Here is an 18,764-nt window from a genome sequence, read left to right on the forward strand (position 1 = left end):
ATGATCGTGAAAGGGAAAGCGGAACAAATTAATAATAATGTTTGGAAACTTGAAAGAAATGGTCATTATTACTCGGTGAAACATTATGATTCTTCATCGACTTTATTTAAAGTGAATGCAATCCATGAAAAACTACGTTCACTTTCATTTCCACATATTATTTCGGTCATACCTAGTGAACATCCGTTACTCTTTACACAACCATGGCTTAGGAAAGCAAAGGCTGTCAATTTTAAAAAACGAGCCGATCGAACAGAATCGCTCGAAGCACTTATTGAATTACATGAAACGCAATCGCAATATGATTGGAAGGCAGCGGATTATTTGCATGAATATCCATTAATTTCGAAATGGGAAGATCGTTTATTTCGATTTGAGTCAATACGCGAAGCTTGCGAAATGTATATTGGCAAAGCCGCAGTAGATGACATTATTTTTTATGCAGAAAGTGCACTTCGTATTGTTCGTAAGTCGTATAATCAAGAGGAAAATATTACATTGCTCCATGGAGATGTCGTTCATCATAATATTTTGCGAGATCGAAAGGGAATCATTCGTTTTATTGATTTTGATCTAGCTTGTACTGGACCGTCTGGAACAGAGATCGCTTTATGGATGCATCGTGTTTTACCGCAAATTGATTATGATTTGACATTTTTATTAAATGAACAACCTTCATTAAAAGCGTTAGAAAAATCGTCTTTAAACCTATTGCTTTATCCAAATGAATTATTACGAGAATGGCTCCATTTTTTCTCTTTATCGAAAAATGCGCAAGAAAGGCAATTGAAAAATATGCTCCCTTTTACAGAGTCCGCACTCTCACATTGGCCAAAATTATGGTATAATGTAGAACGGATAAAAAACTAGGGGGTTGCATGATGGCAGGGCATTCCAAATGGAATAATATTAAAAACCGTAAAGGCGCGCAAGATGCAAAGCGCGGTAAAATATTTCAAAAAATATCTCGAGAAATTTATATGGCAGCGAAACAGGGCGCAGATCCAGACATGAACCCTGCTTTACGTTTAGCGATTGAAAAAGCGAAAAGTGCAAACGTACCTAATGATGTCGTAAAACGTGCACTAGACAAAGCGTCGGGTGCAGGCAATGATGAAAACTATGAAGAAGTCATTTACGAAGGTTACGGCCCGAATGGCGTAGCAGTTCTCGTTTATTGCTTAACTGATAATAGAAACCGAACGGCACCGAATATTCGTGTTGCATTTACGCGAAATGGTGGAAACTTAGGTTCAAGTGGATCGGTTGCGTATATGTTTGATCGTAAAGGTCGTCTGATGATTGAAAGAACGGAAGACACGGATGAAGATATGATTATGCTCGCGGCACTTGAGGCTGGTGCAGAAGATATTGAATCTAGTGAAGAAGGTTTTGAAATTATCACAGAAGCAGCTGATTTCTTACAAGTTAAAAACGAGTTAGAAGAATCAGGTATTGAGTTTGTTTCGGCTGATATTGAAATGATACCTTCCATGCATACCGCAATTCCGGAAGAGAGCGAAGAACAGTTTGAAAAAATGCTCGACATGCTGGAAGACGATGATGACGTGCAAAACGTTTATCATAATGCGGCTGAGTAATCAACAGCTTAGTTCAAATGATTTTGGAAGACACTAGTTTATAGGTTTATCTATAAATTAGTGTCTTTTTTGATGATACGGGCTCAAAATCCAACGCTTCAAAGAAATATCTGTCATTTTCAGCATCCTATCGCTGCTTTTTTTATAAAAATCATGCAAATTATATAATAGTAAAAATTGCGGGATTTTCGGAGTAATTGTATAATTAAACCCTACACACAGTGACAGGTGTGGCAAATTGAATAATTTAAAAGGAGTGTAGAAAAATGCAGAAACGACAAGGTAAATATCCAAACCAAGCAGATTTTAACCCTTTTATTCAAAGATCGCTAATGGATGAAGAAAACTTGTACGAACTCCCTCTCTCTGATCCTTCAGAAACGCTACCAGCTGATTCATACCAAGCCCGAATAATAAGTCAAGTAGATTTAAGTAAACCCTCCGCTTTTAGTGTAAATAAAAAGATGAATGTAAAATCGAATTAATAAACTAGTAACTCGGAAGTTAAATGATTAATTAATAATCTGCCCGCTCTCTCAAATTGAACAGTTGGGCAGGTTATTATACTATTGATAGAAAGTTCGCCTATTTTGATGAAGTTAAATGAACATATTCAGACACCTTTTACTGATAGGTGTTTTTATTATGATTAATTTCTGAGAAAATGCCGACGTATGATCCGATGTAAAATTTCACTGTAGAAAGTCCGTTCGTATGGTATACTTAAGGGCAGACAAGTAAGGAGGAAGTTTTTTGTACGATTACATAAAAGGGCATGTGACACGTGTCACGCCGGAATACATAACGCTCGAACAAAATGGACTTGGGTGGTTAATTATGACACCGAATCCGTATGCTTTTCATACAACTGATGACATCCAACAAGTGTTTACTTATTTACATGTTCGACAAGATGTTCAATTACTCTTAGGTTTTAAGACGCTTGAGCAACGTGAACTGTTTAAAAAGCTGATTACGGTTTCTGGGATCGGACCGAAAGGCGCGTTAGCTATTTTAGCGAGTGGGATCCCTTCGCAGGTAATAAGCGCGATAGAACGCGAAGACGAAGGGTTTCTCGTTCAATTCCCAGGTGTTGGTAAGAAAACCGCACGTCAAATGATTCTCGATTTAAAAGGGAAGTTACATGATTTATTTAGTGAAATTGATCTAGAAGAGGAAGGTCATACATTATTGACAATGGCGGAAAATGATGCGCTTGACGAAGCAATTTTAGCGCTCGAAGCACTCGGCTATTCGCAACGTGAGTTAAATAGAGTGAAGAAAACATTAGAAAAAGAAGAGTTAGATACGGAAGGCTATATGAAACTTGCCTTACAATTATTATTAAAGCAAAAATAAAAATATCGTTGTTTGAAAGAAAGGAGGGTGTGTAATGGAGGAACGTGTGATTTCAGGGGAAACGACCGATTTCGATTTAGGTTTTGAACAATCGCTTCGACCAGAATTTTTAAATCAATATATCGGGCAGCATCAAGTAAAAGATAATTTAAGTATTTTTATCGAGGCAGCAAGAAGGCGCAGCGAAAGTTTAGACCACGTCTTACTTTACGGGCCTCCAGGTCTCGGAAAAACGACGTTGGCTAGCGTGATTGCAAACGAAATGAACGTCAATCTTCGCACAACCAGTGGACCTGCAATTGAGCGACCTGGAGATTTAGCCGCAGTGGTTTCCTCGTTAGAGCCAGGTGATGTGTTGTTTATCGATGAAATACACCGACTGAACCGAGCAATAGAGGAAGTACTTTATCCAGCGATGGAAGATTTTTGTCTCGATATTGTCGTTGGTAAAGGACCTTCAGCACGGTCAGTGCGTCTCGATTTGCCTCCGTTTACGCTTGTTGGTGCAACGACACGCGCAGGTTCATTATCAGCTCCATTACGTGACCGGTTTGGCGTTCCGTTACGGTTGGAATATTATGAAGTCGAACCGTTAACGGAAATTGTATTACGAAGTGCAGATGTTTTTGATGTCTCTATAGAACCAACTGCCGCAACTGAGCTTGCGAAGAGGTCTCGCGGCACGCCACGTATTGCGAATCGACTTCTCCGAAGAGTTAGGGATTATGCGCAAGTGCGTGGAGACGGAAAAATCTCTCATCAAACTGCACAAGAAGCATTGGAAATGTTGCAAGTAGACTCACATGGACTGGATCATATCGATCATAAGTTAATAACGGGCATGATTGAACAGTTTAGGGGAGGGCCCGTTGGAATTGATACGATTGCAGCGAGCATAGGTGAAGAACCCGTGACGATTGAAGATGTGTATGAACCTTATTTATTGCAAATTGGTTTTCTTCAACGGACACCACGTGGTAGAGTTGTAACAAATTATGCATATGAGCATTTTGGTTATCCATTACCGGGAGATGCTCATCATTGAAATGTAAGGTGGCTATTAAGAATGAATGTACAGGATTTTGATTTTCATTTGCCGGAGCATTTAATTGCTCAAACACCGCTTCAAGACAGAACTGCAAGTCGATTACTCGTTCTTGATAAAGAAACTGGTGAAACACAACATCGTCAGTTTCCTGATTTTGTGAATGAGTTAGAAGCAGACGATGTACTTGTATTAAATAATACACGTGTATTACCTGCACGTTTAATCGGTATAAAAGAAGAGACCGGTGCGGCAATTGAAATATTATTATTAAAGGAAAACGGGGAAGATAAGTGGGAAACACTCGTTAAACCTGCTAAACGGATAAAAGTGGGAAATGTCGTCTCATTTGGTGACGGTTTATTAAAAGCCGAATGTACGGCGGTATTACCTCAAGGTGGAAGAGAATTTAAATTTACGTATAACGGAATCTTTTTTGAGATTCTTGACCAATTAGGCGAAATGCCCCTTCCACCTTATATTACTGAAAAGCTAGACGACGCGGAACGTTATCAAACGGTCTTTGCGAAAGAAAGAGGGTCTGCAGCCGCGCCTACTGCTGGATTACATTTTACGGAAGATGTTTTACAGCAACTTAAAGAAAAAGGCGTAAAAATTGCATTTGTAACATTACATGTTGGCTTAGGAACGTTTAGGCCTGTCAGCGTTGATACGATAGAAGACCATACGATGCATGCAGAATATTATTCTGTCACAGAGGAAACAGCAAATACAATTAACCAAGCAAAGGCTAGTGGACGGAAAGTAATTGCAGTTGGTACGACATCTGCACGTACACTTGAAACCATCGCTTCGGAAAATGATGGGAAAATAATAGAAGCAAGCGGCTGGACAGCTATTTTTATTTATCCTGGGTATGAATTTCGAATTCTTGACGGGCTTCTAACGAATTTTCATTTACCGAAATCAACATTACTTATGCTCGTTTCAGCATTTGCATCTCAGGAATATATTATGGACGCATATACAACTGCAGTTGAAAATCAATACCGATTTTTCAGCTTTGGAGACGCGATGTTCATCAAGTGAAATATTCCCTTGTGTCGTGTATGATGCTTGAGGAAGGGTTGTAAAAGTCTAATTAAGACTTTCTTAACATTTGAAACCCAAAGAGAAAGGATTCTGAAGAATGACAGCAATTAGGTACGAACATATTAAAACTTGTAAACAGACCGGTGCGCGCCTTGGGATTGTTCATACACCGCACGGTTCTTTTGAAACACCGGCATTTATGCCAGTCGGAACACAGGCCACTGTGAAAACGATGTCGCCCGAGGAATTAAAAGCGATGGAAGCTGGGATTATTTTAAGTAATACGTATCATTTATGGCTTCGTCCAGGGCATGATATCGTCAAAGAAGCAGGTGGGCTTCATAAGTTCATGAATTGGGACAGACCGATATTAACAGACTCGGGCGGTTTCCAAGTATTTTCTTTAAGTAAATTTAGAACGATTGAAGAAGAAGGCGTCCACTTTAGACATCATTTGAATGGTAGTAAATTATTTTTAAGTCCAGAAAAAGCAACAGAAATTCAAAATGCACTAGGCGCGGATATTATGATGGCATTTGATGAATGCCCACCGTATCCTGCAACATATGATTATATGAAAGCAAGTGTAGAGCGTACATCAAGATGGGCGGAACGTTGTTTAAATGCACACCAACGTCCGCATGACCAAGCATTGTTTGGTATTGTACAAGGCGGAGAGTTTGAAGCGTTGCGTAAACAGAGTGCGAAGGATTTAATTTCAATGGACTTCCCAGGATATGCAATAGGCGGTTTATCTGTAGGTGAATCAAAAGAAGTGATGAATGAAGTACTTGAATTTACAACACCGTTACTTCCAGAAGACAAGCCTCGTTATCTAATGGGCGTGGGTTCACCAAGATCACTCATTGACGGTGCAATACGTGGGGTGGACATGTTTGACTGTGTGTTGCCTACGAGAATTGCACGGAATGGAACATTAATGACGAGTAAAGGTCGCCTCGTTGTCCGTAACGCAGCGTATAAACGTGATTATGGTCCACTCGATGAAAACTGTACTTGCTATACTTGTCAAAACTATAGTCGCGCATATATTCATCATTTAATCCGTGCAGATGAAACTTTTGGACTTCGTTTGACGTCTTATCATAACTTGCATTTTTTACTGAATATGATGAAGCAAGTGCGTGAAGCGATCCGCCAAGATCGTCTAGGTGATTTCAGAGATGAATTTTTTGAGCAGTACGGATTTAACAAACCGAATGCAAAAAACTTTTAAATCTTGTATAATGAATTATGTTTGAAAGGGGGAATATTGAATGGAAGGTTTACTTCAACTATGGCCATTTGTTGCTATGTTCGCAATTATGTGGTTCTTACTAATTAGACCAGCTCAAAAGAGACAAAAAGAGACGAAAACAATGCAAAGCTCTTTACAACGCGGTGATACTGTTATTACAATCGGCGGCATTCACGGCACAATTGAAGCGGTTGACGAAACAACTGTGTATTTGAAAGTTGCCGACGGAACAACGCTTCGTTTTGATAGACAAGCTGTTGGACGTGTAACAGAGCAATCTGCAACTGTATAATGAAAAATGCGGTAGTAGAAAAACAGAGGAAACTCTGTTTTTTTACTACCGCTTTTTCTCTGTTGAAATCGAAATAAGTAGCACAATATTGGGTATCCTTTTTAAGAAGGAGGATACTCATGCATGATTTAATTATTATCACTTATAGAACGATATTATTTTATTTAATAATATTATTCGTACTGCGAATAATGGGAAAGCGAGAAGTTGGTGAACTAGGCATCATCGATGTTGTTGTTTTCCTTATTATGGCGGAAGTAGCTGCATTAGGGCTTGATTCCCCAGAAAAAAATATCTTCGAAGCAATTTTACCCATCATCGTCTTACTTGGGATCCAACTCATCTCATCTTTCATTTCATTAAAAAGTAAAAAGTTTAGAGATCTTGTGGATGGTGATCCATCGACACTGATTCGAGATGGTGTAATTATGGAAGAAGAATTGCGTAAACAGCGCTATAATTTGGATGATTTATTTCAACAATTAAGGGAACAAAAAATCGGTTCTGTCCGTGACGTGACCTATGCGTTTCTGGAACCATCTGGAAACCTTTCAGTGTTTACAAAAGATGATACACAACCTGCCCTGGCCCTCATTAGTGATGGCATCGTTCAGCCGCGACATCTTAAGTTAATTGGAAAAACAGAAGAATGGTTGCTTGATGAATTGAAACGACAAGGGATTCAAGATGTAACGCAAATTTTTTATTGTTCATACGAGAGTAAACAGCTTAAATATCAACTGAAAGAGGCTCATCGCTGAAATTTGAGAAGCCTTTTGAAATGCATGAAATCTCCGTAACGCAATTGTCTTGTCAGAATCAAAACCATAAATAAAAATAAAGTTGTGATAACACATTCCATGACTAGGCCAACATTTCCAATTGGAATAAAGATAGGTCGCATAATGGCTGTTAATACAAACGAAATATAAGGAAGGGCGAACATACTAAATCCTGCTGCAGCAGCTTTGTTTTTCCGTAAAGTTGCAATATGAAGAAATGAAGTAACGAGTACGCCGAAACCAATCGCAAGAACGGCACCTGTTTCTTGTAATCCTGGTTGAGAGGCTAATACAAACATGACACCAAGTTTGGCGATACCGCCATATACAGAGTTCATCATACCCGCTTTTGCATCACCAGTCGCCTGTAAAATTGAATATAATGGGCTTTGGATATAGTAGAAAAAGAAGACAGGCGCGAGTATCGTCATGTAATGGGCACCTTCTGTCACTTGGAACAGTTTCTCTGCGAGTGCTGCTCCGTGAATGAAAAAAACAGCCGCGGCAAATGTACCGGTTATGGCAGATAAACGTAAGGCCAAATGAATGCGATTTCGTAATTTCTTTTTATTACTAGAAGCTGCGGCGCCACTGACGGCCGGAACGAGAACGACAGATAGTGCATATGGAATAAATGATGGAAATAATAAGAGTGGAATCAGCACACCCGAAATAACGCCGTAAAGGGAAGTTGCAGCAATCGCTGTAATACCAGATAAAGTAAGTGCACGCAAGAAAATAATCGGTTCTAAAAACCAAGTGAATGTTCCAAAAAGTCTACTTCCTGAAGCTGGAAGCGAGATAGATAAAATCGGTTCGAATGGGTATAATTTTTTATCTGATTTGATTGTTTTTCGTTTACGCTTTTGCTGCGAATATTTGAAAAATAAGTAGAGGACAGATGCTAATTCTGCAAGTAATGTAATGCCCATTGCATAAGCCGCATTCATGGCATTGCTTTCCGCCGAAAAGACGAGCGGCAATAACCAAGTAATTAAAGCGATTCTTAATGATTGTTCTATAATTTGTGACCAAGCTGTCTCTTCCATCCGTGCAATCCCTTGAAAATATCCTCGAATTAAACCACCAATTGCGGAAATGGGTACAATCGCAATACCTGCATATAATGCGCTAGCCGATGCAGGATTTCCAAGTAAATTCGTTGCTAAATAAGGAACGAATAAAATCGAAGCTGGAATGAACGCAAGTGCCGCAAAAAAAGTGAGTAAATAAGAGGTTCTCATGACGGACTGGATTTTTTCTTTTTCCCCTTTCACATCCAGTTCCGCAATAACCTTTGCTATCGCAATTGGCACACCAAGCTGTACGAGTGATAAAAAAAAGATGAATGCAGGATAGGCCGTCATGTAAATCCCGACTGCCTCTTCACCAGCAATACGCATAAATTGAATTCTAAAAACAAAGCCAAGCAATTTAGATAAAAAGACTGCGAACATCAGAACAGCTGTCCCACGAATAAATGATTTCAAGTAAAACAACTCCTTCTCAATTCAACATCATAAGGAGAAATGCTGCTACATATGTTGTACGACCGTATTTTCCCATGATTAATTGTATGCCCATCTATGAATGTTATTACTTTCTCTTTTTCAAACGCTAGAATACAATAGATTAGAGAAAACTATTGGGGATGAATGAATGACGACATATATCATTGAAAAAGCATTAAATAATAATGTAATTATTGCAAAATATGATGAAGAAGAGGTTGTATTAATTGGCCGTGGGATCGGGTTCGGTAAAAAAAAGAATGATAAGATTGTAGAAGATCAAGTAGAGAAAATGTTTGTACTTAAAGACCCGGTGGAACAAGAGCAATATAAACAATTACTAACAACAATTGATGATGAAACATTAAAAACCCTCATTACGGTCGTTGAAATGATTCGAGAAAAGTCGGATTCATCGTTAAATGAACATATTCACGTAGCGTTAACTGATCATCTCGTTTTTGCAATTCATCGATTGAAACAGGGCATGACGATTCGAAATCCATTTTTGATTGAAACAAAAACGTTGTATCCTGAAGAATTTGGTATCGCGATGGATGTAACGAAACTTGTCAATAAAAAGCTAGCGATTGACTTGCCAGAAGATGAAGTTGGGTTTATTGCTTTACATATCCATAGTGCAATGGGCGAAAAGAAAGTTGGAGAACTAACCGCATACTCAGATTTAATGATTCAACTTGTTCAAATTATTGAAGAACAATTTGAGATAACGATCGATAAGGAAAGTCTAGATTATATGCGTTTAATTCGTCATATTCGTTTTACGATTGAACGTGTCGTTCGCGGTGAGAAAGTAGCAGAGCCGAAGAGAATTAAGGAATTACTAGAGCTAGAATATCCGGTCTATTACAACTTGGCTTGGAAGTTAATTAAAGTGATGCAACAGAAACTTCAGAAAGAAGTATATAATGCTGAAGCAGTTTTTCTAACCTTACATTTACAACGAATTCGAGCGATTCATGAACAAGTGTGAAAGAAGATGTATGCGTTTGCATTCATTCGAATTTTATGCTAGGATAATAGTACAAAGTCATCGGACTAAATAACTGCAATAATTATCTTCATACGTGTTACTGTATTCGATCAGGCATGAGTAGAAGGTGAAATGATGAGAGTTTAAGGAGAACCTTAAGCTTATTTCAACATACACCTTATACTCATGCCTTTTTATATTGATTTTTAATTCGATGACGTGAAAATTGTATATTGGAGGAATGACAATGTTTAAAAGAGCTTTTGGCGTCTTACAACAAGTTGGACAAGCTTTAATGTTACCAGTTGCTCTGTTGCCGGCTGCGGGTTTATTACTCGGAATTGGGAATGCAATGCAGCAAGAAACAATGCTCGGAAAAATGCCATTTTTATCAGCAGATTGGATTCAGATGACCGCAATGGTGATGGAAGATGCAGGCGGCATCGTCTTTGCCAACTTGGCGCTTATCTTTGCGGTAGGGGTTGCAATTGGACTAGCGAGAGACGGTGCGGCAGCATTAGCAGCTTTAGTTGGTTATTTGGTCTTGAATCAAGTCATGAGTTCTTGGTTAGGTACAACAATGGATATGGTTGCGGAAGATCCGAGTTATGGAATGGTTCTTGGTATTCCAACATTGCAAACGGGAGTATTTGGCGGAATTATAGTCGGGTTAATTGCTGCGGCATGCTTCAACAAATTCCATGATATTGAAATGCCGTCTTTCCTAGGTTTCTTCGCAGGAAAGCGTTTCGTTCCGATTGTTACTGCAGGTGCTTCATTCGTTGCGGGACTTATCCTTCTTATTATTTGGCCGCCTGTTCAAACAGGTATGAACAACGCATCATTATGGCTGATGAATGAAGGAACGTATATTGCAGTTTTCTTCTTTGGTTTTATTAAACGATTACTAATCCCGTTCGGATTACACCATATTTACCACGCACCATTCTGGTATGAATTTGGTTCCTATACAACGAATGCTGGGGCAATTGTACGTGGAGATATGACAATTTTCTTTGCGCAGTTAAGAGATAACGTGGAATTAACAGCTGGACATTTCATGGCTGGAGAATTCCCAATTATGATGTTCGGTTTACCGGCGGCAGCGCTTGCGATGTATCATGCTGCACGTCCAGAGAAAAAGAAGTTAGTCGCTGGATTATTTATTTCAGGTGCATTAACGTCTTTCTTAACAGGTATTACAGAACCGCTTGAGTTCAGTTTCTTATTCTTATCACCAATCCTATTCTTTATTCACGCAGTATTGGATGGATTATCATTTGTATTAATGACGTACTTCGATGTTCACATTGGGTACACGTTCTCTGGTGGAGCGATTGACTTCTTCTTATTTGGAATTTTACCAGGTAAAGAAGCTTGGTGGATTACAATTCTATTAGGATTAGTCTTTGCGGTTATTTATTACTTCTTATTCCGCTTCATGATTAATAAGTTTAATTTAATGACACCAGGCCGTGAAGCTGATGAGGAAGAAGCCGCAGAAGGCGATGCAAGTTCCAGCAGCAATGGTGACCTAGCGGCAAACATTCTTGAAGCAATGGGCGGACAAAAAAATATTGCTAACTTAGATGCATGTATTACAAGATTACGAGTTTCAGTTAATGACGTATCACAAGTAAAGAAAAAAGAGTTAGAAAGACTAGGAGCAGCAGGTGTCCTAGAAGTTGGGAACAACATTCAAGCAATCTTTGGACCACGTTCTGAAATTATTAAAGGACAAATCCAAGATGTGATGAGTGGGAAGCGTCCTCGCACGGTCGTAGAGGAACAGCAAAGTGTTGTTACAGCTACTCCAAAAAGTGGAGAAGAGGACATTTTTGTTTCACCAATGAAAGGTGAAGTTACGCCTTTATCGGAAGTTCCAGATCAAGTATTTTCACAAAAAATGATGGGTGATGGTTTTGCAATAAAACCGACTGAAGGTACTGTCATTTCACCTGTAAATGGAACGATTGTTACATTCTTCCCAACAAAGCACGCGATTGGCATCCAATCCGATTCCGGACGTGAAATTCTCATTCACGTTGGAATTGATACAGTTAATTTAGAAGGAAAAGGTTTCGAAGCGCTTGTAGAACAAGGGGACAAGGTGAAAGTAGGTCAGCCGTTGTTGAAAGTGGATATTGATTATATTCAAGAACATGCAACATCTATTATAACACCTATTATTTTCACGAACCTTTTTGAAGGCGAGTCAGTAACTATCAATAAAACGGGAACAGTTGAATTACAAGAAGAACAAATTGTTTCGATTGAAAAGTAATGAACTATCTGTAAGTAAAGATTGCTTTAAAAATGATAAAGCTGTTTTACCGTCAATATTGGCTGGTAAAACAGCTTTTCTTTATGAATTTGGAAAATCAACGGTAGAAATATTTTCGTTGATTTGTACTTTAAAACACTATGTTTTTGGTCGCAAAAGCCGTTCTTCGTGTGGGATTAGTAAATATAAGGCGTTATTAACAGAAGTGTGTTGTGGATTGGATTCCTTAATTTCTGCAATAAATGTAGAAGTTTAGGCTGATCGCAATTTTCGTTTTGGGATTGGCACTTACGACTAATGTTTTATTTTTTATTATCATTTATGCCATATTCCGTCGTTTTTTGATATACTACTGTATATGCGGAAAAGGTTGGACAGATGACCGTTTAGGAAAGGGTTGGAAATGATGGGGACTAATTTCGGACAGACATTTACAAATTTGCTTCCTGCTCTTGAAAGTAAAAGAAATGAGTTTGTTTTGTACGGATATACAACCGTGACAAAAGAAGACATTTGGGTGTATTGCTTACGAAAAGTTTGGCGAAACAAAAACGTAGAAGAACTGCCTGTACATAAAATTGCAAATGATATTTTACAAATATCGCCGGCTGCGTTTATGACGTTTACTCAAATTGAAGCCCAGCGAGATGCCGATTGGTTTTCTGATTTGAATTCAGATGAATTACAAATGCTCCTTGGTCCGCGTAATGAAAACAATGCTGAATCATAACGAACCTAGCCCGATTGATATAAATTCTATCGGCTCATATAAAGGGATAGTTATGCGTAGTTGTCTACCTGTACTATAGGTGGAGCTACATAAAGAGGAGGAAAATTATCAATGAAAATTAGAGGGCGTATCGTCTCGTTTTTGCTCTTACTCGTTTTATTTGCGGGAACGATAGGTACGACGATAAATCCAATATTAAAAGATGTAAAACTTGGGCTAGACTTGCAAGGTGGTTTTGAAGTTCTTTATCAAGTTAAACCACTGAAAGACGATGACCAAGAAATCACTGAAAGTATGGTCGTTGACACCGCAGGAGCGCTATCCAAACGTATCGACGTACTCGGTGTAAGTGAACCGAATATTCAAGTGGAATCGAATAACCGGATTCGCGTACAACTTGCAGGTGTTGAGGACCAAGAAAGTGCCAGAGCGCTTCTTTCGACACAAGCGAATTTAACGTTTCGAGATGCTGATGATAATTTAATTCTCGATGGCAGTGACTTGAAAGAAGGGAAAGCCAAAGGAGATTTCGGTGAAAGTGGCGCACCCGTCGTTACGCTAGAAATGAAAGACCCAAATAAATTTGGTGAGGTAACCTCAGAGCTATCGAAAAAGATGCCGCCGGAAAACGTTCTTGTCATTTGGCTAGACTTTGAAGAAGGTGTCGATTCTTATAAAGAAGAAATTATGAAGCCAGATCCTGCATTTGTTTCTGCTCCGAGAGTATCGCACACAATCAATTCTTCAAATGTTGAAATTTCTGGTAACTTCACCGTTGAAGAGACGAAAGAACTTGCTGGAATCTTAAATGCCGGTGCTTTACCAGTTCAGCTGGAAGAAATTTATTCGACATCAGTCGGTGCACAGTTTGGTGAACAAGCACTTAATAAAACAATACTTGCCGGTATTATCGGTATAGCGTTAGTCTTCATTTTCATGCTTGTTTATTACCGTTTGCCTGGCTTTGTTGCAGTCGTCACATTATCGTTATATATTTATTTGATTTTACTCGTCTTTACGAAAATAAATGGTGTATTGACGCTCCCAGGAATTGCAGCATTAATGCTTGGGGTAGGGATGGCCGTAGACGCCAATATTTTAACGTATGAGCGTATTCGAGAAGAATTACGTGTTGGTAAATCAATCAAGACCTCATTTGATGCGGGTGCTAAATCTTCATTTACCGCTATACTTGACGCGAATATTACAACGCTTCTCGCGGCAGTTGTATTATTTATCTTCGGAACGAGTTCTGTCAAAGGGTTCGCTATGATGTTAATGATTAGTATTTTAGTGAGTTTTATTACTGCGGTTTGGGGCTCTAGACTATTACTCGGTTTACTCGTAAATAGTGAATTGTTAGATGGAAAACCGGGTTTGTTTGGAATATCTAAGAAGCGAATTCATCCCGCATATGAAAAAGTTGATACACTCGATTTAACAACGAAGTTTGACCGATTTGATTTTGTTGGAACTCGAAAAAGATTTTTCACACTCTCAATTATTTTACTTATTTCAGGTGCAATTGTTTTAGGTATTTTCAAATTGAATCTAGGGATTGACTTTTCGAGTGGTACACGAGTAGAAGTACTTTCTGAACAAGCCTTATCACATGGAGAGATTGAGGAGTTTGTAGACTCGATTGGCTATCCAGCAACTGATATCGTTATTTCGGGAGAAGAGAAAAATATCGGAGTCATTCGATATGTTGATGAGTTTACACAAGATGAAATTAACAAATTGAAATCAAATCTTGCCGAACATTACGGTGCTGAACCGAATATTAGTACCGTATCACCAACTGTTGGAAAAGAGCTTGTGAAAAATGCGATTTATGCACTTGCTTTTGCAGCAATTGGTATCATCATCTACGTAGCATTCCGTTTCGAATGGAGAATGGGACTAGCTTCTATTATTGGTTTGCTACATGATGCCTTTTTCATGGTAGCCGCATTTAGTATTTTACGACTAGAAGTAGACATTACATTCGTTGCAGCAGTACTCACAATTGTCGGTTACTCTATTAATGATACCATCGTTACTTTTGATCGAATTCGAGAAAACCTGAACCGTCGCAATGTGATTAAAGATTCAAAAGAACTTGCGGATATCGTGAATAAATCACTTCGCCAAACGTTAACCCGTTCAGTGAATACGGTACTTACGGTTATCTTTGTCGTTGTGGCGCTTATGCTTCTCGGTGCAGAATCGATTCAAAACTTCTCGATTGCTTTGTTAATCGGTTTAATCGCCGGAACATATTCATCTATTTTCATTTCCGCGCAAATTTGGTACAACTTGAAGAAACGTGAAATGGAAGTAAAAGGTTCAATTAAAATTGATAAAGAGAAAAAGCAATGGGGCTCTGATGAACCGGTTGTTTGATCATGTATGATACGTTTGAACACATGAAAACACAGGGTATACATCTTGTATATCTTGTGTTTTTTTAAGGGAGGAATTAGGAAATGAAGTTTCAATGGACTTGGATAGTTGGCCTTTTATTTGCTGTCATTATTGCTGTATTTTCCGTAATCAATGTAGATGCCGTTCCTGTAAATTATGTATTTGGAACTGCAGAATGGCCGCTTGTCCTCGTTATTTTAGGTTCTGCATTACTTGGGGCTGCAGTCAGCGGCATTGTTGCTTTATTTCGTTCAGTAGCGGGCAAGCATCAAGTTAAAGAATTATTAAAAGATGTGAATGCAAAAGAATTATTAATTGCAGCCCAGCAAAATGAAATCGCTGAGCTACAAAAACAGATTCCACGGAAAAAAGAACATGTAGAAAAATAACTTTAACTTTTTGTACAAAAAGCATTGCTTTCATATTTAACTAAAGCAATGCTTTTTTCTGTGAAATAGGTCCTCAGGAAGTTCATTTGCTTTACTGTTAGAAAATGCTTCTCGTTTTCTTTAAGATAACGCAAGCATCCGTTACAATAGAAATAAGGATGTGAATAGCTTGATAGAATCAATGAAAAAATGGTTGATTGAAAGACCCGATGAAAAGTTAGTGAATCATTTTACAGAGGAACTAAATATTCCTTCTGTCCATGCTAAAATATTAATTTCAAGAGGGATTACAAATATAAATGAGGCAAAAGACTTTTTAAATACTGATGAAACTTCTTTACATGACCCTTTTTTATTCCATCAAATGGGCCATGCAGTTGAACTGATTAAAAACGCGATTCAACTGAATAAAAAAATTGCTATCTATGGCGACTATGATTGTGATGGCGTCACCAGTATAACCGTATTAATGACTGCTTTAGAACGTCTTGGTGCCGATGTGTTTTTCGTCATTCCGAATCGATTTGAACACGGATATGGCCCACATAAAGATTTGTTTCAAGAAATTTATGAAGCAGGCGCATCGATGATCATAACTGTCGATAATGGTGTGTCTGGCATTGATGAAATTGCTTTTGCCAAAACGCTTGGGATGGAAGTTATTATTACTGACCATCACGAAGCTGGAGAAGTATGGCCGGAAGCTGATGCAATTCTTCATCCAAGACATCCTGAAGGAAAATATCCATTTCCGGATTTAGCAGGCGTTGGGGTGGCATTTAAATTAGCTTGTGCATTATTGGGGGAAATCCCAAAAGATTTATTGGAAATCGTTGCAATTGGAACTGTTGCAGATTTAGTCCCTTTGCGGGGAGAAAACCGTTATTTCGTTAAAAAAGGAATTGAATTGATGCGGAAAACACGGCGACCTGGCATACAGGCACTGGCCAAAGTTGCGGGAACCGCGCAAGACCAATTAACGGAAGAATCTATAGGGTTTATGATAGGGCCGCGTTTGAACGCACCAGGACGACTTGGAGACGCTGCACCTGCAGTTGAATTATTGAAAACAGAAGATGTTTTGATTGCTTCGGGTCTTGCAGAAGAACTTGATGAGTACAACAAAGAACGTCAGGCAATCGTTTCTACGATTACAAAAGAAGCGGAAGCAATGGTTCAAAATATGTATGGCAATGATATTCCAGCTGTATTTGTTCTTGCCAAAGAAGGATGGAATCCAGGTGTTGTAGGGATTGTTGCGTCTAGACTAACGGATAAATATTATCGTCCAGCAATTATTCTGTCACTAGACCATGAAACCGGCATGGCAAAAGGTTCTGCTAGAAGTATTGAAGGATTTAATATGTATGAGGAACTGACAAAAAATGCTGGGATTTTATCACATTTTGGTGGTCATCCAGTCGCAGCAGGTTTGTCGTTGGAAATTGATCATATCGCTTTATTACGCGAACAGTTAATTGAGCAAGCTGAAGCGACGATGACGAAAGAGCAGTTTATTCCCAAATTGGCGATTGATGTGCCGCTTTCGTTAGATGAAATCGACGTTAATATTTTACAATCGCTTGATGTATTACGACCGTTCGGCATGGATTTTGAAAAGCCGACTTATTTAATTGAAGATGTTTCCGCTGCTTCGATACGAAAAATTGGTGCCGCACGCAATCACTTAAAGGTAGAATTGACGGATGGTACAGAAAGACTTGATGCAATTGGTTTTGGATTAGGAGAGCTTGCGGATCATATAAGTCCGGGCATTCGATTTTCAATCGTTGGGGATCTACAAATAAATGAATGGAATGGCAATAAAAAGCCACAACTATTAGTAGAGGATATTCATTCAAGTGAGTGGCAATTATTTGATTTGCGAGGGATTCGAGAAGTATCACGTTGGTTACATACTGTACCGAATACAAAATCAACATTTTTTGCATTCCAAGAACGAACAATCAAACAATTACGTCCAGCAATGAATGGACATACAATTCAATTGTACGGTGAACATCAACTACCAACTAACGAGTCGCTAATCCTGCTTGATCTGCCGAATGACGCAACACAATTGAAAGAAGTAGTAAAAGAAAGTGAGCCAAGCAGAATTTACGCTCATTTCCACGTTCCTGAATCGACATATTTTGACGCAATTCCAGGACGCGAACAATTTGGTTGGTATTACAGCTTTCTTAAAAGTCGAGGCAGTTTTGACTTGAAAACAAACGGTGAGAAACTCGCACAACATAAAGGGTGGAAAAATGATGTCGTTTTTTTCATGTCAGAGGTGTTTTCTGATTTAGGATTTGTTAAAATTGAAGATGGTGTCATTACGCTGATGGAAACGAGTGAAAAACGTGATTTAACAGAAGCGCCTACGTACAAAAGACGTGAGCGTAAAATGGAACTTGAAAAGAAATTACTGTATGCGCCATATAATGAATTGAAACGATGGTTTGACACGATACGTTGTGGAACGATCGATAGGGAGGAACAATAATGAATTTAAAAGACTATGTAACGGTTGTGCCAGATTATCCAAAGGAAGGCATTACCTTTAAAGATATTACAACGATTATGGATAACGGAGAAGCGTATAAATTTGCAACAGATGAAATTGTAAAATACGCACAGGAATTAAATACCGATCTTATTGTGGGACCAGAAGCAAGAGGGTTTATTATTGGATGTCCGGTTGCGTACGCGCTGGAGATTGGATTTGCACCTGTCCGTAAACCGGGAAAACTACCGCGTGAAACGGTAAGCGTAGATTATGATCTCGAATACGGTCAAGATACACTGACGATTCATAGCGATGCGATTAAGCCAGGTCAAAGGGTTCTAATTGTAGATGATTTATTAGCGACTGGTGGGACAATTGGTGCAACAATCGCACTTGTTGAAAAACTTGGTGGCATCGTTGTCGGCTGTGCATTTATCATCGAACTTTCCTACTTAAATGGACGTGACAAGTTAAAAGGATATGATATGCGCGCACTAATTACGTACTAACTTTAATAAAAAGCATTTGAAACAAACTGACCATGCATT

General features: G+C 38.8%; 17 protein-coding genes. 16 read left to right on the top strand and 1 reads right to left on the bottom strand.

The window, feature by feature from the left end:
* Window positions 1-6 precede the first annotated feature (6 nt).
* From BI350_RS08785 to BI350_RS08825, 9 genes are all read left to right on the top strand, one after another.
* Window positions 7-870, top strand: a complete 864-nt coding sequence (locus BI350_RS08785) for a phosphotransferase (RefSeq protein ID WP_168157259.1) — start codon at window positions 7-9, stop codon at window positions 868-870.
* 11 nt (window positions 871-881) lie between these two features.
* Complete coding sequence (locus BI350_RS08790) at window positions 882-1,601, top strand: YebC/PmpR family DNA-binding transcriptional regulator (protein WP_075527753.1); 720 nt, start codon at window positions 882-884, stop codon at window positions 1,599-1,601.
* A gap of 266 nt (window positions 1,602-1,867) precedes the next feature.
* On the top strand, window positions 1,868-2,086 hold the full coding sequence (locus BI350_RS08795) for a hypothetical protein (RefSeq protein WP_075527754.1): 219 nt from the start codon (window positions 1,868-1,870) through the stop codon (window positions 2,084-2,086).
* 268 nt (window positions 2,087-2,354) lie between these two features.
* On the top strand, window positions 2,355-2,960 hold the full coding sequence (gene ruvA / locus BI350_RS08800) for a Holliday junction branch migration protein RuvA (RefSeq protein ID WP_075527755.1): 606 nt from the start codon (window positions 2,355-2,357) through the stop codon (window positions 2,958-2,960).
* A gap of 34 nt (window positions 2,961-2,994) precedes the next feature.
* Window positions 2,995-4,005 carry a Holliday junction branch migration DNA helicase RuvB gene (gene ruvB / locus BI350_RS08805; RefSeq protein WP_075527756.1) on the top strand — a complete coding sequence of 337 codons (1,011 nt, stop codon included), beginning with the start codon at window positions 2,995-2,997 and terminating at the stop codon, window positions 4,003-4,005.
* Window positions 4,006-4,026: 21 nt separating this feature from the next.
* On the top strand, window positions 4,027-5,055 hold the full coding sequence (gene queA / locus BI350_RS08810) for a tRNA preQ1(34) S-adenosylmethionine ribosyltransferase-isomerase QueA (RefSeq protein WP_075527757.1): 1,029 nt from the start codon (window positions 4,027-4,029) through the stop codon (window positions 5,053-5,055).
* A 100-nt stretch (window positions 5,056-5,155) separates the two neighbouring features.
* Complete coding sequence (gene tgt, locus BI350_RS08815) at window positions 5,156-6,295, top strand: tRNA guanosine(34) transglycosylase Tgt (protein ID WP_075527758.1); 1,140 nt, start codon at window positions 5,156-5,158, stop codon at window positions 6,293-6,295.
* A 40-nt stretch (window positions 6,296-6,335) separates the two neighbouring features.
* Window positions 6,336-6,608: a preprotein translocase subunit YajC gene (yajC, locus tag BI350_RS08820; RefSeq protein WP_075527759.1), complete on the top strand. Its 273-nt coding sequence runs from the start codon at window positions 6,336-6,338 to the stop codon at window positions 6,606-6,608.
* A gap of 119 nt (window positions 6,609-6,727) precedes the next feature.
* The gene (locus BI350_RS08825; protein WP_075527760.1) at window positions 6,728-7,369 is read left to right on the top strand and encodes a DUF421 domain-containing protein; all 642 of its coding nucleotides are present in this window, start codon (window positions 6,728-6,730) and stop codon (window positions 7,367-7,369) included.
* Here BI350_RS08825 and BI350_RS08830 read toward each other — a convergent pair.
* Window positions 7,360-8,880, bottom strand: a complete 1,521-nt coding sequence (locus tag BI350_RS08830; protein WP_075527761.1) for a putative polysaccharide biosynthesis protein — start codon at window positions 8,878-8,880, stop codon at window positions 7,360-7,362. The two genes, BI350_RS08825 and BI350_RS08830, sit on opposite strands and share 10 nt — an antisense overlap.
* Window positions 8,881-9,049: 169 nt before the next feature.
* Between BI350_RS08830 and glcT the strand changes: the two genes are divergently transcribed.
* The 7 genes from glcT to BI350_RS08870 all read left to right on the top strand — a co-directional run bounded on the left by glcT (window position 9,050) and on the right by BI350_RS08870 (window position 18,725).
* On the top strand, window positions 9,050-9,895 hold the full coding sequence (gene glcT / locus BI350_RS08835) for a glucose PTS transporter transcription antiterminator GlcT (protein ID WP_075527762.1): 846 nt from the start codon (window positions 9,050-9,052) through the stop codon (window positions 9,893-9,895).
* A 247-nt stretch (window positions 9,896-10,142) separates the two neighbouring features.
* On the top strand, window positions 10,143-12,179 hold the full coding sequence (gene ptsG, locus BI350_RS08840; RefSeq protein ID WP_075527763.1) for a glucose-specific PTS transporter subunit IIBC: 2,037 nt from the start codon (window positions 10,143-10,145) through the stop codon (window positions 12,177-12,179).
* Window positions 12,180-12,582: 403 nt separating this feature from the next.
* Entirely contained in the window at window positions 12,583-12,909 is a 327-nt protein-coding gene (locus tag BI350_RS08850) for a post-transcriptional regulator (protein WP_082295020.1), read from the top strand.
* Between the two features lie 111 nt (window positions 12,910-13,020).
* A complete protein-coding gene (gene secDF, locus BI350_RS08855) occupies window positions 13,021-15,294 on the top strand; it encodes a protein translocase subunit SecDF (RefSeq protein WP_075527766.1) in 2,274 nt (757 codons plus the stop codon).
* Window positions 15,295-15,377: 83 nt separating this feature from the next.
* Entirely contained in the window at window positions 15,378-15,704 is a 327-nt protein-coding gene (locus BI350_RS08860) for a LapA family protein (protein WP_075527767.1), read from the top strand.
* A gap of 169 nt (window positions 15,705-15,873) precedes the next feature.
* Window positions 15,874-18,213, top strand: a complete 2,340-nt coding sequence (gene recJ, locus BI350_RS08865; protein ID WP_075527768.1) for a single-stranded-DNA-specific exonuclease RecJ — start codon at window positions 15,874-15,876, stop codon at window positions 18,211-18,213.
* A complete protein-coding gene (locus BI350_RS08870; RefSeq protein ID WP_075527769.1) occupies window positions 18,213-18,725 on the top strand; it encodes an adenine phosphoribosyltransferase in 513 nt (170 codons plus the stop codon). Before recJ ends, BI350_RS08870 begins: the two co-directional genes overlap by 1 nt.
* The last annotated feature ends 39 nt before the right edge of the window (window positions 18,726-18,764 follow it).

The organism is Sporosarcina ureilytica, assembly GCF_001753205.1.
In the GTDB taxonomy this organism is placed as follows: domain Bacteria; phylum Bacillota; class Bacilli; order Bacillales_A; family Planococcaceae; genus Sporosarcina; species Sporosarcina ureilytica.

Coding starts and splice junctions, on each gene's coding strand:
- BI350_RS08790 (WP_075527753.1), top strand. CDS start 882: ATGGCAGGGCATTCCAAATGGAATAATATTAAAAACCGTAAAGGCGCG.
- BI350_RS08795 (WP_075527754.1), top strand. CDS start 1,868: ATGCAGAAACGACAAGGTAAATATCCAAACCAAGCAGATTTTAACCCT.
- ruvB (WP_075527756.1), top strand. CDS start 2,995: ATGGAGGAACGTGTGATTTCAGGGGAAACGACCGATTTCGATTTAGGT.
- queA (WP_075527757.1), top strand. CDS start 4,027: ATGAATGTACAGGATTTTGATTTTCATTTGCCGGAGCATTTAATTGCT.
- tgt (WP_075527758.1), top strand. CDS start 5,156: ATGACAGCAATTAGGTACGAACATATTAAAACTTGTAAACAGACCGGT.
- yajC (WP_075527759.1), top strand. CDS start 6,336: ATGGAAGGTTTACTTCAACTATGGCCATTTGTTGCTATGTTCGCAATT.
- BI350_RS08825 (WP_075527760.1), top strand. CDS start 6,728: ATGCATGATTTAATTATTATCACTTATAGAACGATATTATTTTATTTA.
- glcT (WP_075527762.1), top strand. CDS start 9,050: ATGACGACATATATCATTGAAAAAGCATTAAATAATAATGTAATTATT.
- ptsG (WP_075527763.1), top strand. CDS start 10,143: ATGTTTAAAAGAGCTTTTGGCGTCTTACAACAAGTTGGACAAGCTTTA.
- BI350_RS08850 (WP_082295020.1), top strand. CDS start 12,583: ATGATGGGGACTAATTTCGGACAGACATTTACAAATTTGCTTCCTGCT.
- secDF (WP_075527766.1), top strand. CDS start 13,021: ATGAAAATTAGAGGGCGTATCGTCTCGTTTTTGCTCTTACTCGTTTTA.
- BI350_RS08860 (WP_075527767.1), top strand. CDS start 15,378: ATGAAGTTTCAATGGACTTGGATAGTTGGCCTTTTATTTGCTGTCATT.
- BI350_RS08870 (WP_075527769.1), top strand. CDS start 18,213: ATGAATTTAAAAGACTATGTAACGGTTGTGCCAGATTATCCAAAGGAA.